At 68.4% G+C, this 12,961-nt stretch carries 11 protein-coding genes; 6 read left to right on the forward strand and 5 right to left on the reverse strand.

Annotated features, from left to right (window positions below; all coding sequences use genetic code 11):
• Positions 1-45: 45 nt before the first annotated feature.
• Positions 46-1,857 carry a glycoside hydrolase family 2 protein gene (locus BLT52_RS15830; RefSeq protein WP_090594894.1) on the forward strand — a complete coding sequence of 604 codons (1,812 nt, stop codon included), beginning with the start codon at positions 46-48 and terminating at the stop codon, positions 1,855-1,857.
• A 292-nt stretch (positions 1,858-2,149) separates the two neighbouring features.
• Here BLT52_RS15830 and BLT52_RS15835 read toward each other — a convergent pair whose 3' ends face one another.
• Entirely contained in the window at positions 2,150-2,902 is a 753-nt protein-coding gene (locus BLT52_RS15835) for an endonuclease/exonuclease/phosphatase family protein (RefSeq protein ID WP_197679076.1), read from the reverse strand.
• 477 nt (positions 2,903-3,379) lie between these two features.
• Here BLT52_RS15835 and BLT52_RS15840 point away from each other — a divergent pair, with 477 nt between their 5' ends.
• Complete coding sequence (locus BLT52_RS15840; protein WP_090594895.1) at positions 3,380-3,595, forward strand: hypothetical protein; 216 nt, start codon at positions 3,380-3,382, stop codon at positions 3,593-3,595.
• A gap of 5 nt (positions 3,596-3,600) precedes the next feature.
• Here the strand turns inward: BLT52_RS15840 and BLT52_RS15845 are convergent, their stop codons facing one another.
• Complete coding sequence (locus tag BLT52_RS15845; RefSeq protein WP_090594897.1) at positions 3,601-4,599, reverse strand: alpha/beta hydrolase family protein; 999 nt, start codon at positions 4,597-4,599, stop codon at positions 3,601-3,603.
• 2,181 nt (positions 4,600-6,780) lie between these two features.
• Between BLT52_RS15845 and BLT52_RS20935 the strand changes: the two genes are divergently transcribed.
• Positions 6,781-7,368: a hypothetical protein gene (locus BLT52_RS20935; RefSeq protein WP_157677182.1), complete on the forward strand. Its 588-nt coding sequence runs from the start codon at positions 6,781-6,783 to the stop codon at positions 7,366-7,368.
• Between the two features lie 629 nt (positions 7,369-7,997).
• Here the strand turns inward: BLT52_RS20935 and BLT52_RS15855 are convergent.
• Positions 7,998-8,195, reverse strand: a complete 198-nt coding sequence (locus BLT52_RS15855; protein WP_090594900.1) for a hypothetical protein — start codon at positions 8,193-8,195, stop codon at positions 7,998-8,000.
• 8 nt (positions 8,196-8,203) lie between these two features.
• Positions 8,204-8,737 carry a helix-turn-helix domain-containing protein gene (locus tag BLT52_RS15860; RefSeq protein WP_090596913.1) on the reverse strand — a complete coding sequence of 178 codons (534 nt, stop codon included), beginning with the start codon at positions 8,735-8,737 and terminating at the stop codon, positions 8,204-8,206.
• Between the two features lie 98 nt (positions 8,738-8,835).
• Here BLT52_RS15860 and BLT52_RS15865 point away from each other — a divergent pair, with 98 nt between their 5' ends.
• From BLT52_RS15865 to BLT52_RS15875, 3 genes are read left to right on the forward strand one after another with little or no spacing between them, the layout of a single operon-like run.
• A complete protein-coding gene (locus BLT52_RS15865; RefSeq protein WP_197679077.1) occupies positions 8,836-9,105 on the forward strand; it encodes a PLD nuclease N-terminal domain-containing protein in 270 nt (89 codons plus the stop codon).
• Positions 9,102-10,031, forward strand: coding sequence for an ABC transporter ATP-binding protein (locus BLT52_RS15870; RefSeq protein WP_090594902.1), 930 nt, complete (start codon positions 9,102-9,104; stop codon positions 10,029-10,031). The genes BLT52_RS15865 and BLT52_RS15870 overlap by 4 nt, the downstream gene beginning before the upstream one ends.
• Positions 10,028-10,792 carry an ABC transporter permease gene (locus BLT52_RS15875; protein ID WP_157677183.1) on the forward strand — a complete coding sequence of 255 codons (765 nt, stop codon included), beginning with the start codon at positions 10,028-10,030 and terminating at the stop codon, positions 10,790-10,792. The genes BLT52_RS15870 and BLT52_RS15875 overlap by 4 nt, the downstream gene beginning before the upstream one ends.
• A gap of 109 nt (positions 10,793-10,901) precedes the next feature.
• Here the strand turns inward: BLT52_RS15875 and BLT52_RS15880 are convergent, their stop codons facing one another.
• Complete coding sequence (locus tag BLT52_RS15880) at positions 10,902-12,884, reverse strand: hypothetical protein (RefSeq protein ID WP_090594903.1); 1,983 nt, start codon at positions 12,882-12,884, stop codon at positions 10,902-10,904.
• Between the last annotated feature and the right edge of the window lie 77 nt (positions 12,885-12,961).

The following is a 12,961-nucleotide window of genomic DNA, read 5'->3' on the forward strand; positions in this document are numbered from 1 at the left end:
CTCGACCGTCGCACCCACCTCACGTCCCCGACCCGAGGAACACCCATGTCTGCAGCAGGCCCCCGTCCGGAGTACCCCCGCCCCCAGCTGGTGCGTGAGCGCTGGCAGAGCCTGAACGGGGAGTGGGAGTTCGAGGTCGACGCCGGCGACTCCGGCTCCGAGCGCGGCCTGCGCACCCGGCCGCTGGCCGAGCGGATCACGGTCCCCTTCGCCCCGGAGTCCGAGCTCTCCGGCATCGGCCGCACCGACTACCTGACCGCCGTCTGGTACCGGCGCACGGTGACCCTGCCCGTCGAGTGGGCCGGTTCCTCGGTGCTGCTCCACCTGGGTGCGGTGGACCAGGACACCACGGTGTGGGTCGACGACGTGGAGGTCGTCCGCCACCGCGGCGGGTTCACCCCGATCACCGCCGACCTGACCGGTGTGGCCGAGCCCGGCCAGGACGTGACGGTGGTGGTGCGGGCCCGTGACCCCAAGGACGGTCCGCAGGCCCGCGGCAAGCAGTCGGTGGCCTACGCCAACGCCTCCTGCCACTACACCCGCACCACCGGCATCTGGCAGAGCGTGTGGATGGAGCCGGTGCACCCGGTGCACCTGCGCCGTCCCCGGATCACCCCGCAGCTGGCCGCCGGACGCTTCGACGTCGTGCTGCCGCTCTCGCGCAACCGCCGGGGCACCAGGGTGGTGGCCGTCCTCTCCGACGACCAGGGCGAGGTCTCGCGCGCGGAGGTGCCCGCCGACCTCGACCTCGCCCCCGCCCTGGCCCTGCCGGTGCCCGAGGAGCGGCGCTGGCCGTGGTCGCCCCAGGACCCGCACCTCTACGACCTCGAGCTGACCCTCCTCGACGCCGACGGCACCGTGCTGGACCAGGTCCGCAGCTACTGCGGGCTGCGTTCGGTCGCCCTGGACGGGGACGCGGTGCTGATCAACGGCGAGCACGTCTTCCAGCGGCTGGTGCTGGACCAGGGCTACTGGCCGCAGTCGCTGATGACCGCGCCCAGCGACGAGGCCCTGGTGCAGGACATCGAGCTGTCGATGCAGGCCGGCTTCAACGGCGCCCGGCTGCACCAGAAGGTCTTCGAGGAGCGCTACCTCTACCACGCCGACCGGCTCGGCTACCTGGTGTGGGGCGAGTTCGCCGACTGGGGCGCCGGGGGCCACGGCCGCTACCAGGAGCACCAGCAGCCCACCGCCAGCTTCATCACCCAGTGGCTGGAGGCGCTCGAGCGTGACCACAACCACCCGGCGATCATCGGCTGGTGCCCGCTGAACGAGACCTACCAGCCGCTGCACGACCGCATCACCCAGCTCGACGACGTCACCCGGGCGATGTTCCTGGCCACCAAGCTGGCCGACCCCAGCCGGCCCGTGCTGGACGCGTCCGGCTACTCCCACCGGGTGCTGGAGACCGACGTCTGGGACAGCCACAACTACGAGCAGGACCCGGCCGAGTTCGCCCGCCAGGTCGGCGGCCTGTCCCGCGGAGAGGGCTACACCAACGACCACGACGGCCACGAGATCTCCCAGCCCCACCGCGGCCAGCCCTACTTCGTCAGCGAGTTCGGCGGGATCTGGTGGAACGCCGAGGCCGCTGCGGCGGCCGTGGCCGGTGAGGACCGCCACGAGTCGTGGGGCTACGGCCAGCGGGTGGCCGACGAGGAGGAGTTCTACAGCCGGTTCGCCGGGCTGATCGACGCCCTGCTCGACGACCCGGGCATGTTCGGCTACTGCTACACCCAGCTCACCGACACCTTCCAGGAGCAGAACGGCGTCTACGACTTCGACCGCCGGCCGAAGTTCGACACCGCCCGGCTGCACGCCATCCAGACCCGGGTGGCGGCCTACGAGCAGCGCTGAGCCGGGAGGCCGCTTCCGCCTCCGGTCGCGCGCGTGGGAACCGATGCCGAGCAGGGAGGAACCTGCTCGGCATCGGGCGTCCGGGGCCGGGAAGGGCGCCGCACGACGAGCACGCCGGAGCTGGCGGGGGATGGCACGCCGCAGTGCCGCGGTCCCAGGTGGCCCGCCCACCCGTCCGAGCCGGTGTGGCCCTGCACCGGGGTTTAACCCGACCGAGAAGGCCCCGCCCGGGCACGAGAGATCGACCAGGAGAGAGCGCGGCGACCGGTCCTCACCGGTCTCCCCCAGCGGGTCACCCACCGGCTGTGTCGTGCTCCATGGTCGGAGTCGGCACCGGAGCCCGGACCCGCGACTCCACGAGCACGGGGAGGTGGTCCGACGCCGCCTGCCGGAGGGTGCGGACGCTGGCGATCTCCATCCCTTCGGAGATGGCGAAGTCGAAGTGCCCGCGGATCCCTCTCCCCACGTACGTCGGCTGGTCGCTGTGGGAGACCTGGAACCCCTGCCTGCTGAGCCGGCGGGTCAGTGAGCGCGCGAACCAGGGGTAGTTGAAGTCGCCGACGACCAGCGTGGAGGTGGCGTGGGCGGTGGCGCGGATGGCGCCGAGGGCCTCGGTGATCTGGTGCCGGCGCATCGCGTTGGTCGCCGAGAGCGGGGCGGTGTGGATGGAGGCGAGGGTCAGCAGGGCGCCGTGGTCGTGCAGGTCCTCGAAGCGGACGGCCAGCAACCGCTCGTGGGCGGGTGCCAGGAACCGGTCGTGCATGGAACGGCGCAACGGGCGCAGCGCGTGACCGTGGGCGTGGAGCCGTTCGGGGCGGTAGTACAGCGCCAGGCCGAGGCGGTTGAGCCTGGTCGCCGCAGCCAGCACCAGCGGACCGACGGTCTCGGGCAGGCGCCGCGTGTCGCACTCCTGCAGGCAGAGGGCGTCCACGTCGTGCACGGCCGCCAGATCCGACAGCTCTGCCGTGGCGCGGCCCTCGTGCAGGTTGTAGGTGATCGTCCGCAGCGCGCGCGTGGGGTGCTCGACGTCTACGACGACGCCCACTGGGCCCTCAGCGTCCGCTTCGGCACGGCCATGCGGTGTTCTCCGGTCGGTCGGTCCCAGTCGTCTGGCTGACGATCGTCCTCACATGCTGACGGCGCGATCGTACACACGGGGACCGCCGGGTCACGCACTGCGCCGCCACGCCGATTCCGGCCACACGGCGCTGGTGGCGACGCACGACGAAGCCGCCCTCGAGGGAACAGCCGATTCCACGCTGCTCCTGGACGACTCGCGCTGCTCGCAACCATCCTGACTGAGCGAGGGCTGGGGACCCAGCAGGGTTCACGGAGAGGTCCTGCACCGACCTTGCGGCGCCTCGGCAGCTCTGGCCAGGCGGGTGGTGTGGCCCCGACACCCATCGACGGCGTCGAGGGAGCGGCCCGACGTGAGCCGCGCGGGTGCGGCGTTCGTCAGCCGTTCCAGAGAGTCCCGGCTGCTAGCGTTGCCGACCTCGACCGCGACCTCCAAGGAGCTCCGATGTCCCTCTCCCTGATCCTCCGCGCGGCCCTGGCCGCACTGGCCGTCGTGCTGGTGACCGCGGTCAGCAACTGCGGCGCAGAGGCGCCGGCTCCCGCGCCCGACCAGCAGCAGCAGGCCGAGGACGGAGACGAGGACGGCAGCGGCGAGGACGGCAGCGGCGAGGGCGGCGACGAGAACGGGGACGAGGGCGGCGACGAGGGCGAGGACGACTGATCGGGTCAGAACTCGCGCACCGGTTCTGACCACCGCCCGGTGGCGGACAGCCAGGTGAGGATCAGCTCCAGACTCTCAGGGTCCAGACGTGTGCCCGGCTCGTTGTACCCGCTACCCGGCGATGCGGCGATCTCTGCCGTATCGCGCAGATCTTCCTTGAACACGTGATTCGCGTTGGCCGGGAACGCGAACATCACGTCGTCCATCCCCGCGGCTGCCTCTCTGAGGGGCTCGCCGTCGGCGTGCACATCTACCTGAAGGTCTTTCGCGCCGATCAGCACCAGCGCGGGGATCTCGATCTCCACGAGCGAATCAGCTGCGGACTCGATCCACAGCTCGCGGCCGAACGGGAGGTTCGCCGGGGTCTCGAAGCTGGCGAGCGCCGTCTTCACGCTGTCGGGCAGGCTCGGGTCGAGATCCATCGGCTGGCCGGCCGCGTAACGCGCCACCGCTTCGCGAACCCTGGTCATCAGCTCGGGGGCACCGAGGAGCTGGGGCTGGCGTGCCAGCTGTGACAGCAGCACCGCCTGCATCGGCCGGCCGGGTGGCGCGGCGAGGATGATCCCGGCGAAGGGGACGTCCAGGGTGGTGGTGGCGTGGTGGAGCACGTGAAGGGTTCCCTCGCTGTGGCCGAGCCCGAAGATCCTCGAGGGGTCCACGCAGTCCTGCCGGGCGAGCACCGTGACGGCCGCGACCAGCTCGTCGAGGTGCGACTGCATGCTGATCGTCCCGATGAGCTTCGCGGCGTTCTCCCTCGCGTGCGGGCCGGAGGCGCGTTTGTCGTAGCGGAGGGAGGCGATGCCCGCACCGGCGAAGGCCTCGGCCATGAGTCGGGCGCTGCCGTTGCCGCCGGGCAGCAGCGGCGAGCACCAGTCGCGGTCGGTCGGACCGCTGCCGGCGACGAAGACGACGGCCGGGAAGGGCCCCTCACCGTCCGGGCACACCACCGTGCCTTCCATGGTGATGTCGTCCAGCTTCCACGTCACGTCGGAGGAGTGCGTCATGGCTGTCATTCCGTTCTGTCGGGTGATCGGCCGGGGTACGCCCTAACCCGCCCGCTCCGCGGGCGGTGGATGCCAAGAGCGCCCCGCTACCGCGGGCCCCTTACCAAATTCGTGCCCCCCCCCCGCTCCGCGGGGAGCCACGCGACGGTGCAGGTCAGCTCTGCCAGGTCCACCCCCGACACTGGAGGCCTGCGGAGCGGGAGTCCTTGACCTGAGTCCCCCCGCTGCGGGCGCGACGCTGCTGGCCGGGCAGCACGCCCGACGCCCCACGATTGTCCTCGCACCAGGGCAGGCTCAGCCTATGGGGGACAGGGCGCCAGAATCGCCCCCTCTAATCTCGCCTACTGCGGCGAGACTTTGTTGACCCGAGTATCACGTTAACTAGGACCCAGATAACCGCGACAGTTAGCGCCATGACTGGCGCGACGGAACACCGCTTCGTTCTTGAGGCTGCGTCTAGGCGGCGGTTTGTGCGTGGCGACCGGATTGCCTCACTAGAAGCCGAGCGGTAATACTTCTCCATTGTAAGGTATTCCGACCTCAACCTCGTCAACATGACGGCCAAGAAGATCAAGCCGACAGGAAGAATTTTCACAAACAGGTTTCCAAGTATTACTGCATACTTTTGATAAGTCACTATTAATCTGTCAGAACTTTGCAACTGCTGATCAATGGCCTCGGAGAAATCGCCGTGAAGAGCAAGGATGCTAGGCAACGTTACGCCTAAAGCAGCACCACCAACTGCACCAACTACGACAGCCGCGTCCCGAAGGTTCGTAGCAGTGTGGCTTGCAACATCAGCGTATGCATCGGAACGAACGATTGCCATTGTTGACGAACGCGGATCGGGCCATCCACGACGTTTGGGCCATTCGCCCTCGCCCCGCTTGAGCAACTCGTCATCAGTAGCCGTAAATAGGAGAGGTTGATCACGGTGTTTCGCGTATTCCCTAACATTTTGGGAACCCAACCAAAATGAGACTATCGCCAGCAAGAGAGCGACGATTGCTACGACAACAAGAGCCGTCATCTGCGTGCCTCATTCAGGCCCAAGGTTGGACGCGGTAACTGTAGGAAAGCAGGTAGTGATGTCGCATAGTAACAGAGCATTACCACAATGAACCCAGTGAAAAAACAAAGCACCGCGGTAAAAAGCAGAAGAAGAGCCGTTGTCTGAACCCAGGCACCCTGCACCTCGACGCTTTCTGCCACAAATAAGGCGACAACTAACGCCACGAAAGTACTACAGCCCAATGCTATGAGCAGAAAAGCGGCTCCACGAACCAAGAAAAACCGAGGACGATTAAGGCGCACAGTCGTAGTATCCGTAGCCTTCTCTTGCCGCGCCACCCTCCCCGCCCTTCATCTACTGGTCTTTGTGTCTCACCCAATCAGCCCGGGGAGTTTACACGCGGCGCTGGTGAGCGCCCAACGCCTCTAGTGTCACCCACATACTCCACTTCCCTTGCGGGGGCTCAGCGCCCTCGGCCACGCGCACGTGCCCCCGCTCCGGGGTGGCAGAAGCCGCGGGCAAGGCGGTCGCGGGACACCCTCACTCACTCCCCTGTTCCCCGAGCTGGCGGCTGCGGTCGTGGACCAGTGTGCCCGACGGCACCCCGCTCGACGCCGAGGTCGTGATCTACCAGGACGGCCGGCTCAGCTTCGATGCGCTGCAGCAGCGGATGGCCGCCGGCAGTCGTCGCGCCCCGTGCCTTCGCGAGCGCTGCGGCGACGAGGGCGCCAGCTGCATTGAGGCACCGGCACCGATGCGATGGGGGTCGAGGGCGTCGTGGCCAAGCGCGCCAGCGCCCGCTACGGCGTCGCTGGCAGCTGGGTGAAGGTCAAGGGCACCGCCAGAGCCTGGAAGGGGTCGTGGGCGCCGTCGTGGGACCGCTGCAGCGCCCCGAGGCGCTGGTGGTGGGCTCCTGGGCCGAGGACGAGACGCTGCGCATTTTCGGCCAGGCCCCGCTGACTCCTCGCCAGGCCGATCAGGTCGGGCCGCTAACTCGACTTGGGCGATCGGCGCATCCTGACCCGATGAAGGGTGCTGGCCAGGGCGGGTGCCGCGGTGTTGGCCGCGACGCCGAGCCCGACGAACCAGGTGTGAGACTTTGAGGGCACCAGGCGCACACCGCCTACTTCGCCGCGATTCACAGCACAACACCAGGGGAGCACAAAGTTGTGAATGATAATGACAAGGCCAAGAACGAAAAACCAGGCTTCTTACGACACCCTGTGACTGTCCTTATTATCGGTGCCATTGCTGGTTTTACATCCGGTTTCGCCACGAATTACTTGTCTAGTTCTCTATCCAGCGACATTACCGTCTCCCAGTACTGGCGCGATAAGCGGCTTGCTGTGTACAGCGATTTTTATGCAAGCGTGCAAGATGCTGAGACTCTACATACGACCATACGTAACCGGGTCAGGTTCGCGACGGTCTATGAAGTGGACGAAATAGATTTGAAGGAACTGGACACATTAAGCATTCAGGTCGGAGAGTTGAACGACGTGCTCGAAGATAGAGCAAGTTTTGCTGCATTAATTTCTGACGAATCAGTCAGTCGCTCAGTCAACCGGGTGACGCAGGAAAGCCACGATATTGAGACAGAACTTACGCAACTCCTCCTCCACCTCCACATCATAAACGGCGAGGGTGAGAATCTCAAGGAAAATCACCTCAACGATTTTGAACAAGAACTGTCTGAGTTTAATGACTCGAAGGTCGAGGTTCATCGGCAGCTCCGCGAAGCACTTGGAATTAAGTAAGTTCAACGCAGAAAAGAAGTCGCCCCCTTCGGTCGGGGGCGCGCCGGCTCGAAGTCCGGCTCGCCAGCAAGCAAAGACTGGAGTTGGGGCCCGCAGGTGTGGCCCACCGGAGCTGGCTAGCGCCCGCGGAGCGGAGCCAGCGTAGTTTGCTCTGACGAAGCCTTTCGCCATCCATCCTTGGTCTGCGTGCCGGCGGAGCCGTGACCGACACGCTCGACGCGCGTTACCCCAAAGACGCGCCGGAACTTAGCCGGTCTCGGGTCTCCCTTGATGCGGTTGTGGGTGCCTTCCGCGTCTAGCGCGGCCCGGCGCTCCGCGACCCTGCCGTCGGTGAGCAGGACCCGCACGCGAGCAGTGGCGGACGGCGCCGCCACGTTGATTACTGCCGGAGCGCCAGGGCTCGTGCTCGGCACATGTCGCGCGACCCGACCTTGGCACGCCCACTCCACAGCGTGAAACGATGCTGGACTTGCCGGACCCGTTTTCACCGAAGATCCGCGCGGATGTCGGCCGGGTCGCGTCGCCTAACGCGACTCGTTGGTGCCCCGGCACGCCGCGGAAGCCCTCAAGTTCGACCTCCGCAACACGAAGTCGTCGGACCGCGTCGCCCATATTCCCGCTGCCCGGCCTCAGGCGTCGCGGGAGCTGGGGTACGTGCCGCTCGCGCCCGCAGCCTGCTCGATCCCGTCAGCGACATCGGCGGCCACGACCACCTTTACCTGGAGCTGTGCCCAGGAGACCTTTCCCTCGTCGGCGGCGTTGGACAGCTCCAGGAGCAGTCGGCGGACGGCGTCGCGACCTGCAGGCGAGCCGATCGGGGCGAGCACCGAGGTCTTCAGGGCTTGTCCGGCGCGGGAAGGATGACGTTCGCCACCACCCGACGCCTGCGCCCCTCTCCCGGCGCGTTCGCGAGCCTGGACTGGAACACCGTCGCGAGATCGCGCGTGAACTCGAGGAACTCGGTGTCGGTCAGCCACACGGCGTTCATGCTGTACCCGACGCCGTCGCGCACGATGTCGGGAGTGCCGGCGGCGAGGTACCTGTCGAAGTCAGCGATCAGTCCCGCGACGAAGGCCAGGAAGGCCTGGCTGTGCTGCTCGGGGGTCATCGCCGCGAGCTCGGCCGCACCGAGGGAGGCGGCGGCGTGCGCCAGGGTGTACGTGCGCTCGACGCTGCCGCGGATGCGTCGCTCAGCCGCGACCCGCAGCACTCCCGCATCCGCCAGGAGCGCGACGTGACGGTAGAGGCTCCCGGCCGGCACGTCGTCGAGCTCGGCCGCGAGCTGCGTGGTGGTGAGGGCCCGGTCGCCCAGGAACGCCCGCACGATCCGCATGCGCACCGGATGCAGCAGGACCTCTGAGCTCGCCATGGCGTCGAGCATACCAGCCATTCACACCTGTGATAACGTTCTTAAACATGAGAACAAACCTTGATCTCTCCTCCGTCCCCCTCGCGGTCCTCATCGGGTTGGGTGCGCTCCTGCTCGTCCAGCTCGGACTCGCCGTGGTCGCGTTGGTCGATCTGCACCGGCGCCCGGCCGTGGCCGTCGCGACCGGCAACAAGTGGATCTGGGTGGCGATCATCGCCGTCTGCAGCTTCATCGGCCCGATCCTGTACCTCGCGATCGGTCGCAAGCAGGCGCAGACGGTCGACCAGCCGGTAGCCGGGCGGAGACGGTCGAGCACCGATCTCGCCGACGCCCTCTACGGCACCGACGAGAAGCTGGCGCAGCGATGAGCTCCGCCATCCGGACCGCCGCGCTGACGAAGTCCTACGGCCCCGAGCGCGTCGTCGACTCCCTCGACCTCGACGTCGAGGAGGGGTCGATCTTCGGTTTCCTGGGGGCGAACGGAGCGGGGAAGACCACGACCCTGCGGCTCGCCACCGGGCTCGCCCGGCCGACGAGCGGGTCGATCCAGATCCTGGGACGTGATGTCGGCGCAGGCGGCAGTGCCGGGCGTTCTGAGATCGGGTTCCTGCCCGACGTGCCAGCCTTCTACGGCTGGATGACGGCGCCGGAGTTCCTGCGCTTCACGGGCGGGCTGTTCGGGATGTCGGGTGCCGCTCTGCGCGAGCGGACGGAGATGCTCCTCGACCTCGCAGGACTCACCGACGTGACGTCGAAGCTCGGCGGCTTCTCACGCGGTATGAAGCAGCGCCTCGGCATCGCCCAGGCCCTCGTCAACGCACCCAGGCTGCTTCTGCTCGATGAGCCCACCAGCGCCCTCGACCCCATGGGCCGCAAGGACGTGCTCGACATGATCATCTCGCTGCGCGGGCGCACCACCGTGTTCTTCTCGACCCACATCCTCGGTGACGTCGAGCGGGTGTGCGACACGGTCGCCATCCTCGACCGCGGACGGATGGTCACGCAGGCCCCGATCCACGAGCTGAAGGCACGGTATGGCAAGGAGAGGGTGGTGGTCGAGGTGACCCGGGATGCCGACGTCCTCGCGAGGGACTTCGGCGAACGCCAGTGGGCGACCTCGACGACGACCCCTGGAGACGACGGCCGGATCGAGATCACGGTCACCGATCTCCGCGCTGCCCAGCACGACATCCCGGCGATCGTCGCAGCACGTGGCAGTGGCCTCGCGCGGTTGGAGGCCGGAGAGATCGGGCTCGAAGAGGTCTTCGTCGACCTGGTGGGAGGCAAGAAGTGAACGCCACCCTCGTCTTCGCGCGCAAGGAGACGCTCGAGATCGTCCGCACCTGGCGGATCGTGGTGCTGCCGGCGATCCTGCTGTTCTTCGCCGTCTCTGCGCCGCTGCTCGCCCGTTTCACCCCCGAGATCGTCGGGGCCGTGGGTGGTGACCAGCTGGGGTCGCTCACCCTTCCCGACCCGACCTACCTGGACGCCTACTCGCAGTGGATGCAGAGTCTGGGGCAGATCTTCCTCTTCGCCCTGATCATCATCTACGGGGGCATCGTCTCGTCCGAGACCTCGAGCGGCACGGCGATCCTGGTGCTCACCAAGCCGATGTCGCGGGGCGCCTTCGTCGCGGTGAAGGTCGTCGTCCACTCCGCCTTCCTCGCCGCGCTGGTGCTCATCGGGACCCTGGTGACCTGGGGCGTCACGGCTGCTGTCTTCGGCCAGGCGCCCCTGGAACCGGTGTGGGAGGGCACCCTGGTCTGGCTCGTGCTCGGCCTCTTCTACCTCTCGCTGATGACCTTCCTCTCGGCCCTGATCCCCTCAGCAGCCGGCGCCGCCGGGGCGGGCATCGGAGCCTTCGTGCTCCTCACCATGGGCGCGCTCTGGAGGCCCCTGGCCGACCACTCACCGGCCGGGCTCTCCGGCCGAGCGGCGGCGGTCGCCGCCGAGCAGCCGGTACCCGAGCTGCTGTGGCCCGTGCTGGTGTCGCTCGCGGGCACCGTCGCGCTCGTGGTCGCGGCCGCCGTGCTGTTCAGGCGCAGAGAGCTCTGAGCGCGCGTTCGTCGGTCGCCGGGCAGCTGGCGGCAGCAGCTGGAAGAGGGTCCTCGACCGGCCGTGAACCGGTATGGCGCGGGGAGGAGCGGTGTGGCTGCGCCTGGTCCTACGCCCTGCCGGAGGCCGGGCCGGCGTAGCGCAGGGCGTAGACCAGCGCCCAGTCCTGGTCGTTGGCCAGCGGGTCGGCGCGGTGGGCCGGGGTGCCGTCCACGCAGCTCGGGTAGACGAAGGCGCAGGTCGCTGAGCCGTCCCGGTCGAACGACACCAGGTTGGCGCTCAGGATGTCGGTGCCGACCCTGCGCAGGGCTGCTGTCTGGTCCTCGGGAAGCAGGCCCGCGGGCCAGTCGAGGAACACACCCGCGCTGAGGACGGACCAGTAGTGGGGGAAGACGTCGCCCCAGAGCCGGTCACCGCCGAACCAGAAACCGTCCCAGTGCCGGATCGGTATGTGACGGAGCCGGACGTCGGGCTGGTCAGCGGCGAAGGCCTGCAGCCAGCCCAGCCGTCGGCGAAGAGCATCCGCTGGTACCCCGCCAGGGTCCAGGGCATGGGCGGCCAGCAGCACCTCCAGCAGCGGCGCGACCATCGACTGCTCGTAGTTCACCTCGTGCCCGGGCAGGTCGGTGCCGAGCTGGAGGAAGGTGGTGGCCTGGTCCAGCAGGTGGTCGGTGAGGGCGGTCGCCTCACGGGCGCGTCCCAGGTCGCGAAGCCGTGAGGACAGGTCCAGGACCAGCGCCCCGAGGTCGAAGGCGAGGAAGTGGCTGCCGCCGAGTCGGTAGTAGGCGTCCATGACGGCCGTCGCCCGATCCACGTCGCCGGCCTCGAGCAGGAAGCGGGCGTACCAGGGGAAGTTGTAGAGCCGGGGATCCCGACGTCCGCTGGTGTCGTCACGAACGACCCCGTCGGCTCCCACGACGTGCTCGGTGACGAAGCGCAGGTAGCCCGCGAGCGCCTCGTCGAGGACGTCGGCATCACCCCAGCCGCGGCGCCGGGCCTGCTGCAGCAGCAGCGCGCTGCCGACCCGTTCCCGGGTGTCGGACCAGTCCGACCAAGCCACACCCACGACGGTCAGCTGCGAGCGGTTGTCGTAGGGGACGAAGGCGTAGCGACGGCTGTCGGAGCGCTCCAGAGGGCGCTGCCGTTCGACCAGGAAGCGGATCCGGGCCTCCACCAGCTCTCGCAGGGGAGGGTGCACCAGCGCAGTCAGCCGGGCGCGGCGCCCGTTGCGCTCGGCCTCGACGTGCACGACACCAGGGCGTTCGGTGCAGAGCGGCAGGGGTGTGGTGGACGTCCACCCGTCGGCGAGGCGCACCGGGAGGTCCCCGCCGACCTCGACGGCCAGCTGGTCGGCGTCGAGGGGCTGTTCACGAGCGGCGGTGAAGGCGGCCAGGTCGTCGTACCAGGCCAGCTCCCAGCCCAGCCGCAGCGTCTGTCCGGGGGCGAGCTCGATGACCGGCTGTCCGCCCATCGCGTGCGGAGCGCGGGCGTGGTCGGTGACGTGCAGGAACACGTGCCCGCGCACGTTGCTGCCGGTGTGGGTGTCGCGGGAGCTGATGGAGTAGGCCCACAGCTCCCCCTCGGTGACTCTCAGCCCCAGGCCCGGTCCGGCGCCGCTCATCGGTACCGCCCACACCCAGGCGTCGGACCCGCCGGTGTGGATGTGGGCGTGGACGGCGTGCTCGAGGCAGTCCCGGGCTGAGCCGTACAGGTCACGCCAGGGGGTGCTGATCGCGAGCGAACCCACCCGCAGCGGCATCCCTCCCTCGTTGGTCAGCTCGTACGTCTCCCGCGCACGCTCTCCGAAGCGGCGGCTGCTGCGCAGCACCGCCTGCCCCAGGTGGTGGACCACGTCGACGCCGTCGTCACGCCACTCCACCGAGGAGGGGTGGTCGAAGCGCCAGCCGCGCGCGTCGAGCACGGCGAAGCCCTTGCCCCAGCGGAAGGCCCCGTCGTGCAGCTGGCCCTCGACGCCTGGCGCATCCTCGACGAGGAGGACGCTGTGGTCGCTGCCGGGTCGACGGACGGCGGTCACCGAGCCGTCAGCGGCGACCTCCGCCGTGCCGGCGCCGAGCGCGAACTTCCTCGTCATGGGCGGCAGGCCTTCCTGGGGTGCTGGGTCGTGAAGCAGTTCAGGCGCTCAGGAACCGGGGGCGCGGGCAGGTCGGG

This window comes from Auraticoccus monumenti (assembly GCF_900101785.1).
GTDB classification, from domain to species: Bacteria; Actinomycetota; Actinomycetes; order Propionibacteriales; family Propionibacteriaceae; genus Auraticoccus; species Auraticoccus monumenti.

Bases quoted from the DNA above. Each gene is read 5' to 3' on its own strand.
- BLT52_RS15860 (WP_090596913.1), bottom strand. From the start codon at position 8,737: ATGGCGAGCTCAGAGGTCCTGCTGCATCCGGTGCGCATGCGGATCGTG.
- BLT52_RS15840 (WP_090594895.1), top strand. From the start codon at position 3,380: ATGTCCCTCTCCCTGATCCTCCGCGCGGCCCTGGCCGCACTGGCCGTC.
- BLT52_RS15830 (WP_090594894.1), top strand. From the start codon at position 46: ATGTCTGCAGCAGGCCCCCGTCCGGAGTACCCCCGCCCCCAGCTGGTG.
- BLT52_RS15845 (WP_090594897.1), bottom strand. From the start codon at position 4,599: ATGACGCACTCCTCCGACGTGACGTGGAAGCTGGACGACATCACCATG.
- BLT52_RS15870 (WP_090594902.1), top strand. From the start codon at position 9,102: ATGAGCTCCGCCATCCGGACCGCCGCGCTGACGAAGTCCTACGGCCCC.
- BLT52_RS15880 (WP_090594903.1), bottom strand. From the start codon at position 12,884: ATGACGAGGAAGTTCGCGCTCGGCGCCGGCACGGCGGAGGTCGCCGCT.